The sequence below is a fragment of the Klebsiella pasteurii genome (assembly GCF_018139045.1).
Taxonomy (GTDB): Bacteria; Pseudomonadota; Gammaproteobacteria; order Enterobacterales; family Enterobacteriaceae; genus Klebsiella; species Klebsiella grimontii.
The window spans coordinates 550,508-571,053 of the sequence record NZ_CP073236.1 but is presented as its reverse complement, the minus strand read 5'-3'; the positions used below and the strand labels follow the sequence as shown (position 1 = coordinate 571,053).

General features: G+C 58.2%; 18 protein-coding genes. 10 read left to right on the top strand and 8 right to left on the bottom strand.

Annotated features, from left to right (window positions below; genetic code table 11):
- Positions 1-6 precede the first annotated feature (6 nt).
- The 4 genes from KCG39_RS02620 (at position 7) to KCG39_RS02605 (ending at position 4,693) form a co-directional block, all read left to right on the top strand.
- The gene (locus KCG39_RS02620; protein ID WP_142467688.1) at positions 7-1,167 is read left to right on the top strand and encodes an ABC transporter substrate-binding protein; all 1,161 of its coding nucleotides are present in this window, start codon (positions 7-9) and stop codon (positions 1,165-1,167) included.
- Positions 1,140-2,675: an ABC transporter permease subunit gene (locus KCG39_RS02615; RefSeq protein WP_142467689.1), complete on the top strand. Its 1,536-nt coding sequence runs from the start codon at positions 1,140-1,142 to the stop codon at positions 2,673-2,675. The genes KCG39_RS02620 and KCG39_RS02615 overlap by 28 nt, the downstream gene beginning before the upstream one ends.
- Positions 2,675-3,307, top strand: a complete 633-nt coding sequence (locus tag KCG39_RS02610; RefSeq protein ID WP_049112794.1) for an ATP-binding cassette domain-containing protein — start codon at positions 2,675-2,677, stop codon at positions 3,305-3,307. Before KCG39_RS02615 ends, KCG39_RS02610 begins: the two co-directional genes overlap by 1 nt.
- A gap of 78 nt (positions 3,308-3,385) precedes the next feature.
- Positions 3,386-4,693 carry a rhodanese-like domain-containing protein gene (locus KCG39_RS02605; RefSeq protein WP_087829273.1) on the top strand — a complete coding sequence of 436 codons (1,308 nt, stop codon included), beginning with the start codon at positions 3,386-3,388 and terminating at the stop codon, positions 4,691-4,693.
- A 140-nt stretch (positions 4,694-4,833) separates the two neighbouring features.
- On the opposite strand, the gene KCG39_RS02600 is transcribed toward KCG39_RS02605, so the two are convergent.
- Positions 4,834-5,451 (bottom strand): CDP-alcohol phosphatidyltransferase family protein, encoded by a 618-nt coding sequence (locus KCG39_RS02600; RefSeq protein WP_004121392.1) that lies wholly within the window; start codon positions 5,449-5,451, stop codon positions 4,834-4,836.
- A gap of 86 nt (positions 5,452-5,537) precedes the next feature.
- Here KCG39_RS02600 and KCG39_RS02595 point away from each other — a divergent pair, with 86 nt between their 5' ends.
- The gene (locus KCG39_RS02595; RefSeq protein WP_032742132.1) at positions 5,538-5,948 is read left to right on the top strand and encodes a pyrimidine (deoxy)nucleoside triphosphate diphosphatase; all 411 of its coding nucleotides are present in this window, start codon (positions 5,538-5,540) and stop codon (positions 5,946-5,948) included.
- Between the two features lie 182 nt (positions 5,949-6,130).
- On the top strand, positions 6,131-7,474 hold the full coding sequence (gdhA, locus tag KCG39_RS02590) for an NADP-specific glutamate dehydrogenase (RefSeq protein ID WP_004121398.1): 1,344 nt from the start codon (positions 6,131-6,133) through the stop codon (positions 7,472-7,474).
- A 71-nt stretch (positions 7,475-7,545) separates the two neighbouring features.
- On the opposite strand, the gene KCG39_RS02585 is transcribed toward gdhA, so the two are convergent.
- Together KCG39_RS02585 and selD are read right to left on the bottom strand one after the other, a co-directional pair.
- Complete coding sequence (locus KCG39_RS02585) at positions 7,546-9,501, bottom strand: DNA topoisomerase III (RefSeq protein ID WP_004121401.1); 1,956 nt, start codon at positions 9,499-9,501, stop codon at positions 7,546-7,548.
- A 4-nt stretch (positions 9,502-9,505) separates the two neighbouring features.
- On the bottom strand, positions 9,506-10,549 hold the full coding sequence (gene selD, locus KCG39_RS02580) for a selenide, water dikinase SelD (protein ID WP_004121404.1): 1,044 nt from the start codon (positions 10,547-10,549) through the stop codon (positions 9,506-9,508).
- A 227-nt stretch (positions 10,550-10,776) separates the two neighbouring features.
- Between selD and phoC the strand changes: the two genes are divergently transcribed.
- A complete protein-coding gene (gene phoC, locus KCG39_RS02575; protein WP_004121407.1) occupies positions 10,777-11,523 on the top strand; it encodes an acid phosphatase PhoC in 747 nt (248 codons plus the stop codon).
- Between the two features lie 224 nt (positions 11,524-11,747).
- Here phoC and KCG39_RS02570 read toward each other — a convergent pair whose 3' ends face one another.
- Entirely contained in the window at positions 11,748-12,299 is a 552-nt protein-coding gene (locus tag KCG39_RS02570) for an NAD(P)H nitroreductase (RefSeq protein WP_139529527.1), read from the bottom strand.
- Between the two features lie 166 nt (positions 12,300-12,465).
- Between KCG39_RS02570 and sppA the strand changes: the two genes are divergently transcribed.
- The 3 genes from sppA (at position 12,466) to pncA (ending at position 16,082) form a co-directional block, all read left to right on the top strand.
- Complete coding sequence (sppA, locus tag KCG39_RS02565) at positions 12,466-14,319, top strand: signal peptide peptidase SppA (protein ID WP_142467690.1); 1,854 nt, start codon at positions 12,466-12,468, stop codon at positions 14,317-14,319.
- A 94-nt stretch (positions 14,320-14,413) separates the two neighbouring features.
- Positions 14,414-15,430 carry an asparaginase gene (gene ansA / locus KCG39_RS02560; RefSeq protein WP_004121426.1) on the top strand — a complete coding sequence of 339 codons (1,017 nt, stop codon included), beginning with the start codon at positions 14,414-14,416 and terminating at the stop codon, positions 15,428-15,430.
- A gap of 10 nt (positions 15,431-15,440) precedes the next feature.
- A complete protein-coding gene (gene pncA / locus KCG39_RS02555) occupies positions 15,441-16,082 on the top strand; it encodes a bifunctional nicotinamidase/pyrazinamidase (RefSeq protein ID WP_004121430.1) in 642 nt (213 codons plus the stop codon).
- 130 nt (positions 16,083-16,212) lie between these two features.
- Here the strand turns inward: pncA and KCG39_RS02550 are convergent, their stop codons facing one another.
- From KCG39_RS02550 to KCG39_RS02535, 4 genes are all read right to left on the bottom strand, one after another.
- Positions 16,213-17,568: an MFS transporter gene (locus tag KCG39_RS02550; protein ID WP_139529524.1), complete on the bottom strand. Its 1,356-nt coding sequence runs from the start codon at positions 17,566-17,568 to the stop codon at positions 16,213-16,215.
- 141 nt (positions 17,569-17,709) lie between these two features.
- Positions 17,710-18,468, bottom strand: coding sequence for a DeoR/GlpR family DNA-binding transcription regulator (locus KCG39_RS02545; protein ID WP_142467691.1), 759 nt, complete (start codon positions 18,466-18,468; stop codon positions 17,710-17,712).
- Between the two features lie 136 nt (positions 18,469-18,604).
- Positions 18,605-19,588, bottom strand: a complete 984-nt coding sequence (ydjG, locus tag KCG39_RS02540; protein ID WP_032741871.1) for an NADH-dependent methylglyoxal reductase — start codon at positions 19,586-19,588, stop codon at positions 18,605-18,607.
- Between the two features lie 9 nt (positions 19,589-19,597).
- Positions 19,598-20,545 carry a sugar kinase gene (locus KCG39_RS02535; protein ID WP_004121443.1) on the bottom strand — a complete coding sequence of 316 codons (948 nt, stop codon included), beginning with the start codon at positions 20,543-20,545 and terminating at the stop codon, positions 19,598-19,600.
- Position 20,546 lies beyond the last annotated feature (1 nt).

The following is a 20,546-nucleotide window of genomic DNA, read 5'->3' as shown; positions in this document are numbered from 1 at the left end:
GCGGTTATGCGCAGTATGTTGGTCTTCGCTTTACTGTTGCTCTCCCCGCTGGCCGCCAGCGCGGGATGGCAATCCACGCTACAAGAAGCCCGCGGCCAGACGGTGTGGTTTAATGCCTGGGGGGGCGATCCGGCGGTTAACCGCTATCTCGACTGGGTCAGCGGTGAGGTGAAGCGCGATTACGCTATCGACCTGCGCATCGTGCATATTGCCGATGCCGCCGATGCGGTCAAGCGCATCCAGAGCGAAGCCCGCGCCGGACGCAGTCAAGGTGGTTCCATCGATCTGATGTGGGTAAATGGCGAGAACTTCCGCACCCTGAAAAACGCCAGTCTGCTGCAAACCCGGTGGGCGGAAACCCTGCCCAACTGGCGCTTCGTTGATACGCAAAAGCCGGTGCGCGAGGATTTCTCCCTGCCGACCGATGGGGCGGAGTCCCCGTGGGGCGGCGCGCAGCTCACCTTTATCGCTCGCCGTTCACAAACGCCCAACGCGCCGCAAAATCCGCAGGCGCTGCTGGCTTTCGCCGCCGCGCATCCCGGCAGCTTCACCTATCCGCGTCCGCCGGATTTTACCGGTACCGCGTTTCTTGAACAGCTGCTGCTGACGCTGACCCCGCGGCCCGACGCGCTGCGCCAGCCGCCTGAGGAGGCCACCTTCGCCGCCGTGAGCGCGCCGCTGTGGCACTATCTTGACCAGCTTCACCCACTGCTATGGCGCCAGGGCCGTGACTTCCCGGCTTCGCCCGCCCGCATGGATGCCATGCTGAAGAGTGGGACCCTCAGGCTGTCCATCACCTTTAACCCGCTGCACGCGCCGCAAAAAGCGGCCAGCGGTGAGCTACCTGAAGACAGCTACGGCTTCGGCTTCAGCCAGGGGATGCTCGGTAATGTCCACTTTGTGGCGATCCCGGCCAATGCCCGGGCGACGGCGGGGGCGAAAGTGGTGGCGAATTTCCTGCTCTCGCCGCAGGCCCAGCTGCGCAAAGCCGACCCGGCGGTATGGGGCGACCCCAGCGTGCTGGATCCAGCGAAATTAAGCGACACTGAGCGGCAGGCCTTTAACGCCGTTGTGCCGCAGAATATGCCGCCGATGCTGGGTGAACCGCACGCGGCCTGGGTAGAAGCGCTGGAGCAGGAATGGCTGCGCCGCTACGGCACGCACTAAGGCTGCTGATCTGGGCCGCCATCGCGCTGATCTATCTGCCGCTGCTGCCGGCCGCTGGGCTAATGGCGCTTCCGGCGCTTCGCCTCTCCCTCTGGCAGTCGCTGTTTGCCGACCCGCAGTTTGGTCAGGCGCTGGCGGCGACTCTCGTCTCAACCCTGCTGTCGGTGGGCGGCGCGCTAATTATCACGCTCACCGTCGTGGCCGCGCTCTGGCCGTCGGGCGGCTGGCGACGGCTGGCGGCCAGGCTTCCGCTGCTGCTGGCGGTGCCCCACGTGGCCTTCGCTACTGCCGCCCTGCTGCTGTTTGCCGAAGGCGGCTGGCTCTCTCGCCTTTTCCCGCTCCTTAACCCGCCGATCGACCGCTACGGCATCGGACTGGGCCTGACGATGGCGATTAAAGAGAGCACGTTCCTGCTGTGGGTGGTTTACGGTCTGCTGGGTGAAAAACGCCTCGCCGGACAGGCAACGGTATTAAAAAGCCTCGGCTACGGACGCTGGCAGTGCCTGAAGTGGTTGGTGTTACCCACCCTGCTTCCGGCGCTGTCGATAGTGCTGCTGGCGACTGCCGCCTGGAGCCTTTCGGCGGTCGACGTCGCGCTGGTGATCGGGCCGGGCAACCCGCCGACCCTGGCGGTGCTTGCCTGGCAATGGTTAAGCCAGGGCGATGAGCACCAGCAGGCGAAAGGCGCCCTCGCCAGTCTGATACTGCTGCTGACCCTCGCTATGATGACGCTGGCGGCATGGGGAGTCTGGGGTATCTGGCGACGACGGATCCCGCCGGTTAAGGGGATCCGTCGCCCGCAGCCGCGGGCGCTAGCCGGGAAAAGCTTCGCCCTTCTTCTACCGCTGTGTGGGGTGGCCTGCGCCCTGCTGCTTGCCGCGGCGGCGCAGACTAGCCTGCCGGTCCAAGATAGCGTCGGCAACAGCCTGTGGCTTGGGCTATGCTCAGCATCGATCGGCGTGGTCATCTGTCTGCTATGGCTGGCGCTGGGCCCCTCCCGCTTCGGCGAATGGATCTGGCTGCCGCTGATTTTACCGGCGCTGCCGCTGGTGGACGGTCAATATCAGCTGGCGCTGTATACGTGGCAGGACGGCGAATGGCTCACCGTTTTATGGGGGCATTTGCTGTGGGTCGTACCGTGGATGCTGTTTATTCTGCGTCCCGCGTGGCGCGCTCGCGATCCGCGCGCGGAGCTCGTCGCCCGCACCCTCGGCTGGCAACGAGGCCGCATCTTCTGGCTGGTCACGTTACCCGCTCTGACCCGTCCGCTGCTGACGGCGCTGGCGGTGGGCTTTTCGGTAAGCATCGCGCAATATCTGCCGACGTTATGGCTGGGAGGCGGACGGGTTGTGACCCTGACCAGCGAAGCGGTGGCGCTGAGCAGCGGCGGCGATACGTCCACCCTCGCCGCGCAGGCGCTGTGGCAGTTGCTGTTACCGGCGCTGTTTTTTGCCGCCACCGCGCTGCTGGCCTGGCTGTTAGGCCGCTATCGACAAGGATTACGCTAATGTTGATCGTCAAAAACCTTACTCTGCGCCTCAAAGAAGAGCCTCTGCTGCGCAACGTCGATTTTTCCGTTGCTCCCGGCGAGGTCCTGACCTTGATGGGGCCATCCGGTAGCGGCAAATCAACGCTCTTCTCCTGGATGATCGGCGCGTTGGAAGAGAGCTTCCACGCCGCGGGCGAACTGTGGCTGGATAATCAGCGCTGCGACAGTTTACCCACCGAGCGGCGCCGTATCGGCATTCTGTTCCAGGATGCGTTGCTGTTCGACCACTTCAGCGTCGGGCAAAATCTGCTGCTGGCGCTTGCCGCTGACGTTAGCGGCCCCCAGCGCAAAGCCCGGGTCGAGCAGGCGCTGGAGCGCGCCGGTCTGGCGGGATTCTATACTCGCGATCCGGCGACGCTTTCCGGCGGCCAACGGGCGCGGGTCAGCCTGCTGCGTGCCCTGCTGGCCAGGCCGCGGGCGCTGCTGCTGGATGAGCCATTTAATCGCCTCGACGTTGCGCTGCGCGCCGATTTTCGCCGCTGGGTGTTCAACGAACTCGCGCGGCAGGCGATCCCCGCGGTGCTGGTCACGCATGATGACCAGGATACGCCCTCCGGAGGGCGCTGCTTGCATATGGGGATCTGGCAATGAAAGCCTGCGCTATCGCAAAGAATTCTCCGCTTATAACGCGGAGAATTGCCGCTCAATTTTCTACTGTCGGGCATTTCGATGAAACGTGTTTCTCAACTGACCGCACTCGCCCTGCTGATGGGGCTTGCTGCCGCTTCCACCTCCGCCGCTGAAACTATGCCAACGCTAACGCTTTCCACGCTGCAACAGCACAATGGCGTCGCCATTGATACGCGTCTTAGCGCTTTCTATAACGGTTGGCCGCAAGGCGCCAATGGCCCTCAGGGCCATGAACCGCAGGCGCTCAACCTCGCCGCCGGCTGGCTTAGCGCAATGACCGACGAACAGCTGGGCGCCTGGGCTAAGCTGCACAATCTGCAGGCCTCAACGCCAATTGCGCTGTACGGCGATGCCGACGACAACGCGAAAGTCGCGGCGCGCCTTAAGGCCGCAGGTTTCACTCATCTCAGCTCGCTTGACGACGCCCTGAGCCAGGCAGAGCGCCTGCAGAAGCTGCCGCACTTTGAACAGCTGGTGTATCCGCAGTGGCTGCACGACCTCCAGCAGGATAAACCGGTCACCGCCGCGCCTGCCGGACACTGGAAGGTGTTCGAGGCCGCCTGGGGCGCGCCGAAGTTTTATCTGCTGAGCCATATTCCGGGCGCCGGGTATATCGATACCAACGAGGTGGAGAGCGAGCCGCTATGGAACAAAGTCTCCGACGCGCAGCTTAAAGCGATGCTGGCAAAACACGGTATTCGCCATGACACCACGGTGATTTTGTACGGTCGCGACGTGTATGCCGCCGCCCGCGTGGCGCAGATCATGCTTTACGCCGGAGTGAAGGATGTGCGCCTGCTCGACGGCGGCTGGAAAACCTGGTCCGACGCCGGGCTGCCGGTCGAGCGCGGAACCCCGCCGAAGCAGAAGCCCGAGCCGGAGTTCGGCGCACCGATCCCGGGTCAGCCGCAGCTGATGCTCAATACCGAGCAGGCTCGCGCCCTGCTGCACCGTCAGGACGCCTCGCTGGTGAGCATTCGTTCCTGGCCGGAGTTTATCGGCACCACCAGCGGCTACAGCTATATCAAGCCGATGGGGGAAATTGCCGGCGCCCGCTGGGGCCATGCCGGAAGCGACTCCACCCATATGGAGGATTTCCATAATCCAGACGGCACCATGCGTAGCGCAGATGATATCGCCGCGATGTGGAAATCATGGAATATTCTGCCAAACCAGCAGGTCTCTTTTTACTGCGGTACCGGCTGGCGCGCCTCAGAAACCTTTATGTATGCCCGGGCGATGGGCTGGAACAACGTCTCGGTCTACGACGGCGGCTGGTACGAGTGGAGCAGCAACCCGAAAAACCCGGTCTCGCGCGGGGAACGCGGCCCGGAAAGCAGTATGTAATTCGCCTGTTGACCATATGAACCGCCGGGAAGCATCCGTCCCGGCGTATTTCCCGAAGACGGCGCTGGCGCACCGGACCGCTGACGACTGCGGCACCGTAGGCCGGCTAAGCGCAGCGCGAGCCGGGAAAAACCTGCCCATCAATCTCTGACCTGCTTCAGGGTCAGGTATCCGCTCCACACCCGCGTAAAGGTCGTCAGCCAGCACAGCGCGCCAAAAATCCACGCCAGCCACGCAAACCACGCCGGGAACAGGCAGCTCAGCACAAACAGCGCGATAGTTTCCGTCCCTTCCGTCAGCCCGCCAAGGTAATAAAACGATTTATGGGCATAGCCCGGATTATCGATCTGATGCTTAGCCGCCAGCGCGGCAAAGGCGAGAAAGCTGCTACCGGTGCCGATAAACGCGAATAGTAGCCAGCCGCCCGCCAGCGCGTTGTGCGCCGGATCGGCAAGAATAAAGCCAAACGGCACCAGAGCGTAAAACAAGAAATCGAGCGAAATATCGAGAAAACCGCCGGCATCGGTCAATCCGCGTCGCCGGGCCAGCGCGCCGTCTAAGCCGTCCAGCAGGCGATTGAGCACGATCGCCGCCAGCGCCGCCGGATACCAGCCCAGGGCTAAAAACGGCAGCGCCAGCACGCCAATCGCAAAGCCAAATAGCGTCAGGCCATCGGGAGAGATAGCCGGACGATCCAACAAGCCGGCGGCAGCGTTAAGGACAGGTTTCAGGCGGGGATGCAAATGACGGTCAAGCACAAAGTCTCTCCAGCGGATTCAGGGTTGTTTGACGGGGACAAGGACGGTGATAATAGGCCATTATCCCGTACAGAACGATGATTCACATGCTAAAAACCCTTGATGTTGTTGCCGCCATTATCGAACGCGATGGGCAAATTCTGCTGGCGCAGCGGCCGCCCCACGCGGATCAACCGGGAATGTGGGAGTTGGCCGGAGGAAAAGTTGAACCCGGCGAAACCCAGGCCCAGGCGCTGGCGCGTGAGCTCCAGGAAGAGCTGGCGATCGACGCCTGGCCGGAATGCTATATCGCCAGCCATCAGCGCGAAGTTTCCGCCCGCCTGATTCATCTTCACGCCTGGTGGGTTCCACATTTTCACGGTGAACCCAGCGCCCGCTACCACAGCCAGCTGCGCTGGTGTTCACCGCAGGAGGCGTTAACCTTTCCTCTTGCGCCAGCCGATATTCCCCTGCTCGAAACCTTTATCGCCCAGCGCGCCGCTCTCCATTCCCGCTAATTTTGTCAGGTGGTTGTCATCGCTTTTGATTATGACCACCGCCTGATTATAAATTTTGCTTTCTGAACAATTTTTCCTTGCTTAACTAACGATTTCCGATGGTATAGTCGGAAAATCGGCTTTTTCAAGGGCCGAATCATAATAAATAGACGCAACCACAACCATAAGGGGAACTTATATCTATGGATCAGACGTGCACTCTGGAAGGTTTTCTCGCCCGCGTTCAACAGCGCGATCCAAATCAAACTGAATTTGCTCAGGCGGTCCGCGAGGTGATGACCACCCTGTGGCCATTCCTTGAGGAAAATCCGCGCTATCGTCAGATGAATTTGCTGGAACGTCTGGTTGAACCGGAGCGTGCTATCCAGTTCCGCGTCGTTTGGGTTGATGACCGCAATCAGGTTCAGGTTAACCGCGCCTGGCGCGTGCAGTTCAACTCCGCCATCGGCCCTTATAAGGGCGGCATGCGTTTCCACCCCTCCGTAAACCTGTCGATTCTGAAATTCCTCGGTTTTGAACAAACCTTCAAAAACGCTCTGACCACCCTGCCAATGGGCGGCGGTAAGGGCGGCAGCGACTTCGATCCCAAAGGCAAAAGCGATGGCGAAGTGATGCGTTTCTGTCAGGCGCTGATGACCGAACTCTATCGCCACCTCGGCCCGGATACCGACGTGCCGGCCGGTGATATCGGCGTGGGCGGTCGTGAAGTGGGCTTTATGGCCGGGATGATGCGTAAGCTCTCCAACAACAGCGCCTGCGTATTCACCGGTAAAGGTCTCTCCTTCGGCGGCAGCCTGATTCGTCCGGAAGCCACCGGTTATGGTCTGATTTACTTCACCGAAGCGATGCTTAAGCGCCACGGTTTGGGCTTTGAAGGGGCTCGCGTCGCGGTGTCCGGTTCGGGCAACGTGGCGCAGTACGCGATTGAAAAAGCCATGGAGCTCGGCGCACGGGTGATTACAGCTTCCGACTCCAACGGTACCGTGGTTGATGAATCTGGCTTCACCAAAGAAAAACTGGCGCGCCTGATCGACATTAAAGAGCGCTGCCACGGCCGCGTGGCGGATTACGCGCGCGAGTTCGGCCTGACCTACCTTGAAGGCAAACAGCCGTGGTCCGTGCCGGTGGATATCGCTCTGCCATGCGCCACGCAGAACGAGCTGGACGTCGACGCTGCCCGTCAGCTGATTGCCAACGGCGTGAAGGCCGTCGCGGAAGGCGCCAACATGCCAACCACTATTGCGGCGACCGATCTATTCCTCGAAGCGGGCGTGCTGTTCGCGCCGGGTAAAGCGGCGAACGCCGGCGGAGTAGCCACTTCAGGTCTGGAAATGGCGCAAAACGCCGCCCGCATGGGCTGGAAAGCGGAGAAAGTGGATGCCCGTCTGCACCATATCATGCTGGATATCCACCACGCCTGCGTTGAATACGGCGGTGAAGCGAAGCAGACCAACTACGTACGCGGCGCGAATATCGCCGGTTTCGTGAAGGTCGCCGACGCAATGCTGGCGCAGGGCGTTATTTAAGTCCACTCGCTGAATGAACCCGGTATATGGGTTCGGCGCATAATTGAAAAACCCCGGCTTCCCGGGGTTTTTTATTGCGGGCTTTCCGCCGCGGGGCCGGAGGCGGATTTTTTATCTTTCGCTTTGGCTCGGCCTTTCCCCTTGCTAAAGCTCTTCTTGCCGTCGCCCGGCGCCACAATTCCGCGGAAGCGGCGTACCGGCGTGCTCCTGGCCTGGTCGATAAGCTGGAACAGGGTACCGACCAACGGCTGCATAAAGTCCTGATAGCGGCACTGTTTCTCGCTGATTTGCGTCAGAATCGACTCCCAGTGGGCGGTCATATCCGGACGCGTCGCCATTTCAGGCAGCGAATGGAACAGCGCCTTCCCGGCGTCGGTAGAGTGGATATAGCGCCCTTTTTTGGTTAAGAAGCCGCGCTTGAACAACAGTTCAATAATGCCGGCGCGGGTCGCCTCCGTACCGAGGCCGTCCGTTGCGCGCAGGATCTTCTTCAGGTCTTTATCCTGCACAAAGCGGGCAATGCCAGTCATCGCCGATAGCAGCGTCGCATCGGTAAAATGACGCGGCGGCTGGGTCTGACGCTCCACCACTTCGCCTTTTTCGCACAACAGTTCGTCATCCTTTGCCACCACCGGCAGCGGCATGCCGTCATTCTCTTCATCGCGCTCTTTATTGCCCAGCAGAGTTCGCCAGCCCGCTTCCGCCAGAAAACGCGCTTTGGCCACGAACTTGCCGTTGGCGATATCAAGATCGATCTGACATTTGCGGAACACCGCATCCGGGCAAAACTGCATCAGATACTGGCGGGCAATCAGGCCATAAACCTTCTCTTCGTTGTCGCTGAGCTTCACCTGTGAACTGCGGGCGGTCGGAATAATCGCGTGGTGGGCATCGACCTTTTTATCGTCCCAGCAGCGGTTGCGGATCTCCGGATCCACCACCGGCTGCGGCAGCAGATCCGCCGCGTGCACGCTGATGGCGTTCAGCACCGCATGGCGGCCGGCAAAATGCTCTTCCGGCAGGTAGCGGCTATCCGAACGCGGATAGGTAATCAGCTTATGGGTTTCATACAGCTTCTGGCAGATATCCAGCACGTTCTGCGCGCTAAAACCAAAGCGTTTCGCGGCTTCAATCTGCAGCGCCGAGAGGGAGAACGGCAGCGGCGCTGGCTCAGAGTCCCGCTTATCGTTATAAGCGGTGACCGTCGCCGGCTGGCCCTCAATGCGCTTGACGACGTGCTCGGCAAGCGAGCGATGCAGCAGTCGCCCCTCTTCATCCTGGTACGGTTCGCAGGCCTCGCTGGGCACCCAGGTGGCGACAAAACGCTCATCCTTGGGGGTAACGATATGCGCCTTTACGTCGAAGAAGTCTTTGGCGACGAAGTTTTCAATTTCTTCATCGCGGCGTACCACCAGGCCAAGCACCGGCGTTTGCACGCGCCCGACCGAGAGCACCCCCTGATAACCCGCGTTACGACCAAGGATAGTGTAAGCGCGGGTCATATTGATCCCGTACAGCCAGTCGGCGCGGGCGCGGGCAAGCGCCGAGACGCACAGCGGAACAAATTCGCTGTTGGCGCGCAGGCGGTTAATCGCCCGCTCCACCGCCTGCGGGTTAAGATCGTTTATCAGACAGCGCTGCACCTGCTGACGCTTTTCCGGCGCCAGCTGCAGATAGTCAAGTACCTCATCCACCAGCAGTTGCCCCTCTCTGTCCGGGTCACCTGCATGAATGACTTCCTGCGCATCGCCGAGCAAACGCTTAATCACATTAAGCTGTTTGGTCACCGAGGGCTTAGGCTGGAGCTGCCACTTTTCCGGCACGATCGGCAGGTCGAGCAGGTTCCAGCGCGCATAGCGCGCATCATAGACGTCGGGCTGGGCCTGCTCCAGCAGGTGGCCAATGCACCAGGTGACCACCTGCCCGTTACCGCACTCAATATAGCCGTCGCCTTTGCGATGCGGTTTTGGCAACACCTCGGCGATGGCGCGGCCGAGACTCGGTTTTTCTGCAATAAACAGCCGCATGAAATCAACGGATCTCAATCATGGGGCGTCCGCCGCGGGCGGTAACCAGCTCGCCGATAGCGCTAAGCGTGATACCAAATTCAGCGGCGGCAGCCTGCACCTCAGCTTCGGCTTCCGGCGTTACCGCCAGCAGCAGACCGCCGGAGGTTTGCGGATCGCACAGCAGATCGCGCCACTCTGGCGGCATTTCGCCCATCAGATGACCGTAGCTGGCGAAGTTACGCCCGGTACCGCCCGGCACCGCCCCTGCCGCGATGTAGGCTTCGACGCCGGGTAATTTCGGGATATCGGCATAGGTAAGCTGCGCCTGTACGCCCGCGCCGCGGCACACTTCGCTGAGGTGGCCCAGCAGTCCGAAACCGGTGACGTCGGTCATCGCCTTCACGCCGTCAATGTTGGCGAACGCCGAGCCGACGAGGTTCATCTGGCACATGGTTTCCGTCGCCAGCCCCTGGTGCTCAGGCTTCAGCAGCGACTTTTTCTCCGCGGTGGTCAGCACGCCAATACCCAGCGGTTTAGTGAGATACAGCTTGCAGCCGGCCTGCGCAGTGCTGTTTTTCTTCACCCGCTCGGTCGGAACGACGCCGGTCACGGCAAGCCCGAAGATGGGTTCCGGAGCGTCAATGGAGTGACCGCCGGCAAGCGCGATCCCCGCCTGCTGGCAGGCAAAGCGCCCGCCCTCAACCACCTGACGGGCAATTTCCGGCGCCAGGGTATTGATGGGCCAGCCGAGAATAGCGATCGCCATAATCGGCTTACCGCCCATGGCGAAAATATCGCTGATAGCGTTGGTCGCCGCAATGCGCCCAAAGTCGAACGGGTTGTCGACGATCGGCATAAAAAAGTCGGTGGTGCTGACGATCGACGTACCGTTGCCGAGATCGTAGACGGCGGCATCATCGCTGGTTTCGTTGCCCACCAGCAGATTCGGGTCGATAAATTTGGCCTGGTCGCTTTGCAGAATAGTTTCCAGCACCTTAGGGGAAATTTTACACCCGCAACCGGCTCCGTGGCTGTATTGCGTTAAACGAATGGCTTGCTCGCTCATGGACATCTCCTGTCATTGCAATCCCGCTATGGTAGCGCCCAAATGGCGGAGTGGTAAGTGCGACAGTCCGAAATCGCGTATGGTTGCTCATTAAGCAGACAAAAAACCGATTTTGCGATGCGGCCCCGCTTTTTCAACGTGATTTTACCCTTTACTAAAAAATGACAGAAATATGACAAGCATAAATTCTGTTTTCTCTGGACATATAACAACGTAAGGAAGTTTTCATGAAAAAGCGTGTTCTCGCCGTTTGCCTGGCCAGCCTCTTCTCCCTTAACGCTTTCGCCCTGGTTCCCGCCGGTAACGACGTCACCACCAAACCCGATCTCTACTACCTGACCAACGCCCAGGCCATCGACAGCCTGACGCTGCTGCCGCCGCCGCCGGAAGTGGGCAGTATCGCGTTTTTGAACGATCAGGCGATGTACGAGAAAGGCCGTCTGCTGCGCGGCACCGAGCGCGGTAAGCTGGCGGTTGAAGACGCCAACCTGAGCGGCGGCGGCGTCGCCAACGCCTTCTCCGGCGCCTTCGGCTCGCCCATTACCGCCAAAGATGCGCCCGAGCTGCACAAGCTGCTCACCAATATGATTGAAGATGCCGGCGACCTGGCGACGCGAGGAGCAAAGGAGAAGTACATGCGCATTCGCCCATTTGCGTTTTATGGCGTCGCCACCTGTAACACCAAGGAACAGGATACGCTGTCGAAAAACGGCTCCTACCCCTCCGGCCACACCTCTATCGGCTGGGCCACCGCTCTGGTGCTGGCTGAGATTAATCCCCAGCGGCAAAATGAAATCCTTAAGCGCGGCTTTGAGCTCGGCGAGAGCCGGGTGATCTGCGGCTATCACTGGCAGAGCGACGTAGATGCGGCGCGTATCGTCGGTTCGGCGGTCGTCGCCACGCTGCATACCAATCCGGCCTTCCAGCAGCAGCTGCAGAAAGCGAAAGAGGAGTTCGCGAAAAGGCAGAAGTAAAGTCGTCACCGTTAAAAACCCGTAAGCGGCGCCTGAAACGCCTGGACTACGGGTTCCCAGCCGTTCGCGGTTTGGTAGCCCGGACAGGTGCGCCAGCACCGCCTACGGGAAAGGCGTCAAGTCTGATACACCAACGCTGCATCCACCCGGCTCTCGCTGCGCTTAGCCGGGCTCCCCCCCGAGGCGGCGGTGAGCCGGGACCGCCCGGCATAATGAGAACGGACTCAGAAGCGCGTCACGAACGGCGCGGTATCCGGCAAAGCGATGGTTGTTGACGCTTTGAGCTGCGGGGTCCCCAGATAGAGAAATCCCACTATTTTATCCTGTTCGCGGCAGGCAAATCCTTCGCGTACAACCGGGCTTTCGGTTAACGCGCCGCTGCGCCAGATGCCGTTAAACCCCTGCGCCACGGCAGCCATCTGCATGGCCATCACCGCGCAGCCCGCCGACATCTCCTGCTCCCATTTGGGTACTTTTGGATGATCTTCACAGCGAGCCACCACCGCAATGATCAGCGGCGCGCGAAACGGCGCGTTGCGGGCTTTTTCAATCGCTTTTTCATCTCCACCTGCCGCCACCGCGCCTTTTTCCAGCAGCTGGCTGAAGCGCTCGCGCCCTTCATCGGCAATAATGAAGAAGCGCCACGGCTGTAGCGTCCCGTGGTCTGGCGCGCGCAGGCCAGCGCGCAGGATGTTTTCCAGCTGTTCGCCCGCCGGAGCCGGGTCGGTCAGACGTGAAGCGCTGCGGCGATTAACCAGTAGTTCGAGAGCATCCATCTGTATAACTCCTGTGATGTGATTTTTCACAAAATTAACATGAGCAAGGATTTTGTTACAGCCCAACGGGTGATTCCTGCTGACAACTGACGGCACTCTCATTAGGATAGCCAGACGCGGCGGCCCCTGCGGCTCGCCCATTTTTGATTATGGTTAGGGAGAATACATGCGAACTCTTTGGCGACTGCTCGCCGGATTTTTTAAATGGACATGGCGCGTGCTCAATTTCATTCGCCAGCTCGCACTGAACGTGGTTTTCCTGGTGCTGGTGCTGGCCTGCGTCGGCATCTGGGCCCAGTTCAGCAGCACAACGACAGAGCACACTACCCGCGGCGCGCTGCTGCTGGATATCACCGGCGTGGTGGTCGATAAACCCTCGGCCAGCAGCAAGCTTGGCGTGATTGGCCGCCAGCTGTTTGGCGCCAGCTCCGATCGCCTGCAGGAAAACTCGCTGTTCGATATTGTGCAGACGATTCGCCAGGCGAAAGACGACCGCAATATCACCGGTATCGTGCTGGATCTGAAGAACTTTGCCGGCGGCGATCAGCCATCGATGCAGTATATCGGTAAAGCGCTGCGCGAATTCCGCGATAGCGGCAAGCCGGTATATGCCATCGGCAGCAGCTACAGCCAGGGTCAGTACTATCTCGCCAGCTTCGCCAATAAGATCTGGCTTTCGCCGCAGGGCGAAGTAGACCTGCACGGCTTCGCGACCAACGGCCTGTACTATAAATCGCTGCTCGACAAGCTCAAGGTATCGACCCATGTGTTCCGCGTCGGCACCTACAAGTCAGCGGTAGAGCCGTTTATCCGCGACGATATGTCTCCGGCGGCGCGCGAAGCGGATAGCCGCTGGATCGGCGAGTTGTGGCAAAACTACCTCAACACCATTGCCGCCAACCGCCAGATCACCGCACAGCAGTTGTTCCCCGGCGCTCAGGGCGTGATTGACGGCCTGCGTAAAGTCGATGGCGACACGGCTAAATACGCGCTGGATAACAAGCTGGTTGACGAGCTGGGCACCTCAACCGAGGTAGAGAAAGCGCTGACTAAGCAGTTTGGCTGGAGTAAAGCGGATAACAACTACAGCGCGATCAGCTATTACGATTACAGCGTCAAAACGCCTGCCGACCAGGGCTCCGCGATTGCGGTTATCTTTGCTAACGGCGCGATTATGGATGGCGAAGAAACGCCGGGTAACGTCGGCGGCGACACCACCGCCGCGCAGATCCGCGACGCGCGCCTGGATCCGAAAGTGAAAGCGATCGTGCTGCGGGTTAACAGCCCTGGTGGCAGCGTCAGCGCCTCAGAAGTGATTCGCGAAGAGCTGGCGGCAGCGAAAGCAGCCGGAAAACCGGTTGTGGTATCGATGGGCGGCATGGCGGCCTCCGGCGGTTACTGGATCTCTACCCCGGCGGATTATATCGTCGCGAACCCCAGCACCCTTACCGGCTCTATCGGTATCTTTGGGGTGATTAATACCGTCGAAAATACCCTCGGCTCGATTGGCGTCCATACCGACGGCGTGGCAACCTCGCCGCTGGCCGATGTTTCCACCACCAAAGCGCTACCGCCGGAAGTGCAGCAACTGATGCAGCTCAGCATCGAAAACGGCTACAAGCGCTTTATCACCCTGGTGGCGAACGCGCGTAAGAGCACGCCGGAGAAAATCGACCAAATCGCTCAGGGCCACGTCTGGACCGGTGAAGATGCAAAAGCAAACGGTCTGGTCGACAGCCTTGGCGACTTTGACGACGCGGTGGCAAAAGCCGCCGAGCTGGCGAAGCTGAAACAGTGGCATATCAACTATTATCAGGAAGAGCCGACCTTCTTCTCGATGGTCGTCGATAGCCTGACGGGTTCCGTTCGCGCGGCGCTGCCGGCAGCGGTACAGGCGTATCTGCCCGCACCGGTCGCCGCGGCGGCCAATGCGGTGAAAGCCGAGAGCGATAAGCTGGCGGCATTCAACGATCCGCAGAACCGCTACGCGTTCTGCTTAACCTGCGCCAATATTCGTTAATCCTCTGCCGCCCCATCCCGTGGGGCGGCATTTACTTTATTTTTTCTTCCGCCCCTCTATACTGCGCCTGTCTACGTTTAACCTAAGCGATGCTATGCAGAAGAAATCTATTTACGTTGCCTATACCGGCGGTACCATTGGTATGCAGCGTTCTGAACACGGCTATATCCCCGTTTCCGGCCATTTACAGCGCCAGCTGGCGTTGATGCCCGAGTTTCACCGCCCGGAGATGCCGGACTTCACCATTCATGAATACGCCCCGTTAATGGACTCTTCCGATATGACGCCGGAAGACTGGCAGCATATCGCCGACGATATTCGCGACCATTATGACCAGTACGACGGTTTCGTGATCCTCCACGGCACGGATACCATGGCGTTTACCGCCTCGGCGCTCTCCTTCATGCTGGAAAATCTGGGGAAACCGGTTATTGTGACAGGGTCACAAATCCCGCTCGCCGAGCTGCGCTCTGATGGCCAAATCAATCTGCTCAACGCGCTGTACGTCGCCGCCAACTACCCGATTAACGAAGTGTCGCTGTTCTTTAATAACCGCCTCTACCGCGGTAACCGCACGACGAAGGCCCATGCCGATGGCTTTAACGCCTTCGCATCGCCAAACCTGGCGCCGCTGCTGGAAGCCGGTATCCATATTCGCCGGCTCGGCACACCTCCCGCTCCGCACGGTAACGGCGAACTGGTAGTTCATCCCATTACGCCGCAGCCGATTGGCGTGGTGACAATTTATCCCGGCATTTCCGCCGACGTGGTGCGCAACTTCCTGCGCCAGCCGGTCAAAGCGCTGATCCTGCGCTCCTATGGCGTCGGCAACGCGCCGCAGAACGGCGAGTTTATTCAGGTCCTGACCGAGGCCAGCCAGCGCGGTATCGTGGTGGTTAATTTGACCCAGTGTATGTCCGGTAAGGTCAATATGGGCGGCTACGCCACCGGCAACGCGCTGGCGCAGGCTGGCGTGATTAGCGGTTTTGACATGACCGTTGAAGCCACGCTGACCAAGCTACACTATTTGCTGAGCCAGGATCTGGACGTGGCGTCTATCCGTGACGCCATGCAGGAGAATCTGCGTGGCGAACTGACACCCGATGAGTGAGGAGGAGCACATGACCCAACGCGCGCTGCTACTGGTCGATTTACAAAATGATTTTTGCGCCGGCGGCGCACTTGCCGTCCCGCAGGGCGACAGTACGGTGGACATCGCCAACCGGCTTATCGACTGGAGCCTGGAACGAGGCGAAACGGTGGTTGCCAGCCAGGACTGGCACCCGGCGAATCACGGCAGCTTTGCCAGCCAGCATCAGGTTGAGCCCTATACCCAAGGCGAGCTTGACGGCCTGAGGCAAACGTTCTGGCCGGATCACTGCGTGCAAAATAGCGAAGGCGCGGCGCTGCATCCGCTGCTCAAAAAGCAGGATATTGCCGCCGTATTCCACAAAGGCGAAAATCCGGCCATTGATAGCTACAGCGCCTTTTTCGACAACGGTCACCGGCAGAAAACCCGGCTCGATGCGTGGCTGCGCGAGCGTGAAATAACCGAGCTAACGGTGCTGGGGCTCGCTACCGACTACTGCGTCAAGTTTACCGTGCTCGACGCCCTGACGCTGGGTTATATCGTCAACGTCATAACCGACGGCTGCCGCGGGGTAAATATTCAGCCACAGGACAGCAATCTGGCGTTTATGGAGATGGCCGCCGCGGGGGCAACGCTGTATACGTTGGCGGACTGGGAAGAAACCCAGGCGTAAAATCTGCCGACAGGACGCCGTGCGGCCTTCCTCCCGGGGCGGCGTAAAACGCCTTGCCCGGGCGACAGGTCCGCGCGGTTTCGTATCCTGGACAGATGCGCAGCATCGCCTCCGGGACTCCGCAAAAGCATCACCCAAGGCTCGAAATCTCTTCCAGCGAAACTTTGCGCGTTTCGATGCCAAAGCAAAACAGAATCAGCGCGCAAAGCACCAGCATGACGCCCAGGACGATAAAAACTCGGATCGAACCGTAGCGCGTCAGCAGGAGAGCGACGCCGTAAGGGGTAAATACCGCGACAATTCTTCCTACCGCGTTAACAAAGCCCGAACCGCGTAGCCTGAGATGCGTTGGCCACAGCTCCGGTACATACACCGCAGAAGCAAAGCAGACGTACATGTACAGGAAAAAGATCATCACCAGACCATAGCTTAGAATGGCCCACTCCGCGGTCTGAATAGAGTAGACGTAACCGAGCAGCGCGATAATCATCAGCAGTGAGGAGCCAAATAATCGGCGCGGAAAACGATCGATAATCAGCGCGGCGATAAATATCCCCACCGGCGCGCCAATCATAATAATCGCGGTCATCAAGATAGACTTCGTCACGTCGATCCCCGAATTGACGAAAATCGTTGGGATCCACACCGTGATGGTATAGAGCGAAATGTTCATGGCGATCAGTACCGTGATCGCCACCAGCGTCCGCCGCAGCATCTGGCCTTTAAAAAGGAGCCAGAACGAACCGCTCTCCGCGCACGGCTCCGCCGGGCCAGCACCCTGCCAGGGCGGTAAGGTGATGCTTTTCTCTTTCTCAATTTGTAACTCCACCTGCAGGAGATGTTTTTCAGCGGCGTTGCGTTGCCCCTTGCCTGCGAGCCAGCGGGGGGATTCAATAAAATATTTCCCCGACAGATACCATGCCAGCAGCATTGCCGTGCCGCCGAGCAGAAACATCATCCGCCAGCTTAAAAAGGCAATCACCACGACGCCGATGGCCGCCGACAACATGGGAGACCAGTTGCCGACAAACGACAGCCGGGCGGACCATTTTCCGCGCACCGCGGGCGGAATAAATTCGGTAAATGAGGCATAGCCCACCATGATCAGCGCCCCCATTCCGCAGCCCATCAGACAGCGGAAAAAGATAAGCCAGTACATGTTGGGTACAAACGTCGCCGCACAGGCAGAGATTCCAACGATAAGTAAATTCACACGAAAGGCTTTGCGACGGCCAAGATAATCACCCATAAAACCGCCGGTCAGCGAGCCGATAAAGTAGCCAAACATCAGCGCTGAGGTGAATGCCGCATTCAGGTAATTATTTGACCAGCCGTTACTGACTAATTTTGCCAATACTATGTTGCCGGAATAGCTGAGAAAACCGGTGATTAATAAGCTGAAACTAATAATGCCGAAAATACGAAAATGAAATCGTGATAAGGGTAAGCGATCTAATCTTGCACCGATAGGGTCACATTGTTCCATCTGGATGCCTCAAATTCAGCTAAAATTATTAAGTATGGCGTTCGCGGCAGAGTTAATTTTTCCGCGCCATCCATCATCATTAATTTTTATGGCATTGCTCAGGTGCAAACTAAAACAATATCGACACGACCAACGGTGACGTTAATAAACGAGTTGAATATTATTTTCTTTACAGAATGCAATCCACTGTGCACCCGGCGCCTTATTGGTAATAAGGTAATTAATATGACTAAAACCCACGAGCTGGACGAAAGCTTTACGATCGAACTTTGAATGATCGACCAGCAGCGCCACTTCTGTCGCCTGGCGGATCATGGTTTTCTTGATTTCCGCTTCCGCTTCGTTAGAGTCCAGCGCCCCGCTTTGCATATCGAGACCCTTGCAGCTCATCACCATAATATCAACATGATAACGACTGATAATTTCCTTAGTGATCCGCCCCTGCAGCGACAGCGTATTTTTATTCAGCTCTCCGCCGGTGGAAACAACGTTTATTTCCGACTGCGCCAGTTCATGGAAGGCTTCCGCAGAATTGGTCAGCAGCGTGAGATCATTTCTTTCCTTCAGCAGTTTTAATAACTCCATCGCCGTACTGCTGGAATCAGCGGCCATAGTGGTTTTATTTTTAATAAACGGCAAGGCGTTACGGGCAATTACCTGTTTCTCTTCAAAATGAGACTTTGCGCGCTTATAAAAATGAACATTATCGGACAAAGCGCTGGTATTTAATACTGCGCCACCGTACGTGCGGGTCAAAAAACCTTCATCTTCAAGCTTCTCCAGATCGCGGCGAATCGTTTCCTCTGTGACCTGGAAAATTGTGCTCAAATTAGACACCGTCACTTTCTTATCGTTAGCCACCATTTGCTTAATGGCCTGAATTCTGTCTTTTGCCGCCACGGTAACACCTCTGTTTCCTGCAAAGTCATTATAATCCCCTGGTATTCGCCAGGTCATGTTTGTTTTAAAAATAACATGTCCGAATCACAGATTCCAATATTCTTTTACACAGAAACAGAGGTCAGTCACGCCGCGCTTATTTGGTCTCCAGCGCTTGCGCCATTCGTCTCATCAGTAATGAATCATCGTCGGTCAGCGCGATGGTCAGCGCGTCGATATTCTCGCGCACCTGTTCGGGCGCCGTAGCGCCGCTAAGTAAAGTGATTAAATCGCTTTGCTTTAGGATCCACGCCAGCGCCAGGGCGGGGATGGCGCAGCGATATTTCTCGCACAGCGGCTGCCACTGCTCGAGCATATCAATCACGCGCAGCATATTTTCCCGCTGGAACCAGACTTTGTTGGCCCGCGCGCCGCCGGGAACATAATCCCGCGTGATAGTTCCGGACAGCAGCCCCTGCTCGAGCGGCGAGTAAACCTGTACCACGATGCCGTTCTGCTGGCACAACGGCAGCAGCTCGGCTTCCAGCGCCCGGTCAAGGATGCTGTATTTGGCCTGCACGATATCCAGCTCGCCGTGTTTGAGATATTCCCTGATATGTCCGACATCGACGTTCGCTGCGCCGATAGCGCGGATCTTTCCCTCTTTCTTTAGCGCGTTCAGCGTCGCTACGGTCTCCGCAATCGGCGTAAAGCAGGGTTCGACCGACTGCCAGTGGGTCATATAGATATCAATGGTGTCGATACCCAGTCTTTGCAGGCTGGCATCCACCTCTTCGCGAATCGACTCGGGCGTCAGGTTTTTATACAGCTGGCGATCCCCCACTTTATTAAACAAACTTCCCGTCCGCTCCCAGACGATGCCACATTTGGTCTCAACCACTATATCGCGGCGCGGCAGCTGCTTTAGCGCCTGACCAACAATCACTTCGCTATTGCCGAAGTTGTAGCCCGGCGCGGTATCAATCAGATTAATTCCGCAGCGATGCGCCTCAATAATGGTGTCGATGCAAATCCGCAGGTCGAGATCACCGTTCCATGCCGGGCCGCCGCCGATGGCCCATGTTCCTAATCCCATGCGGGAAAGCCTAATGTCCGTACTGCCTAAAGGAATCATTTTCATCTGTCGCTATTACCCTTCGTATTCGTCGAGAAGTTGTTCCACCAGCTTTCTGTTTTTCACGCCCGTTGTGGCGCCCACGCTGAGGACCGATATCGCCGCCGTGGCGTTTGCAAACAGCGCGCATTCGCGCAGCGGTTTGCCTTCAAGCAGCGCAGAGATAAATCCCGCGGCAAAATTATCCCCGGCGCCGATGGTATCGATGGCGGTAATCCCTGAAACCGCCGGAACCGCCATCTTCATATCGGCCCGCTTAATAAAACAGCCACTCTTGCCGGTCTTAATGACGACCGTTTTCACGCCGCAGTTCAGGAAACTATCGGCAATCTCATCCAGCGTCTCTTTCCCGGTGAGCAGTTTTGCCTCGGCAAAATTGGGAAACAGATAATCGACATAGCCCAGCGCCTGGCGAATATCATCCAGGGTTTCGTTAAGCCGCGGCTTAATCATATCGGCGCAAATAATCAGCCCGTACGCTTGCGCCTGAGTGAAAATCTCCGTTAACGCTTTGCCGTCGAGCAGCGGACTATTAAATATACTCGCCAGCGACAGCAGCCTAGCCTGTGAGAAGCGCTTAAAATCGACATCGTTAATATTCAGCTGCCACAGGCTGCCGTTGCGGTTAGTGACAAAAGTACGTTCGCCATCAGCGGTCACTAAACCTACGTTGATGGAGGTATCAATTTCGCTATCCTGCTTCAGGCTATGGATATCAATATTCTCCCGGCGGCAGTGTTCAAGAATAAAATGACCTGCCGCATCATTCCCTACCCGACTGATTAATGCCGTCCGATGTCCAAGGCGAGAAATAATCGTCGCCTCATTAATTGCATCCCCCCCGGTGGTCATCGCAATGCGTTCTAATGGATAAGAATCGACATCAAAGATATTTTTACTCACCGGCTGCAGGGGAATATCCACGATGGCAGCCCCCAGACAAATAACCTCGATATTATCCATA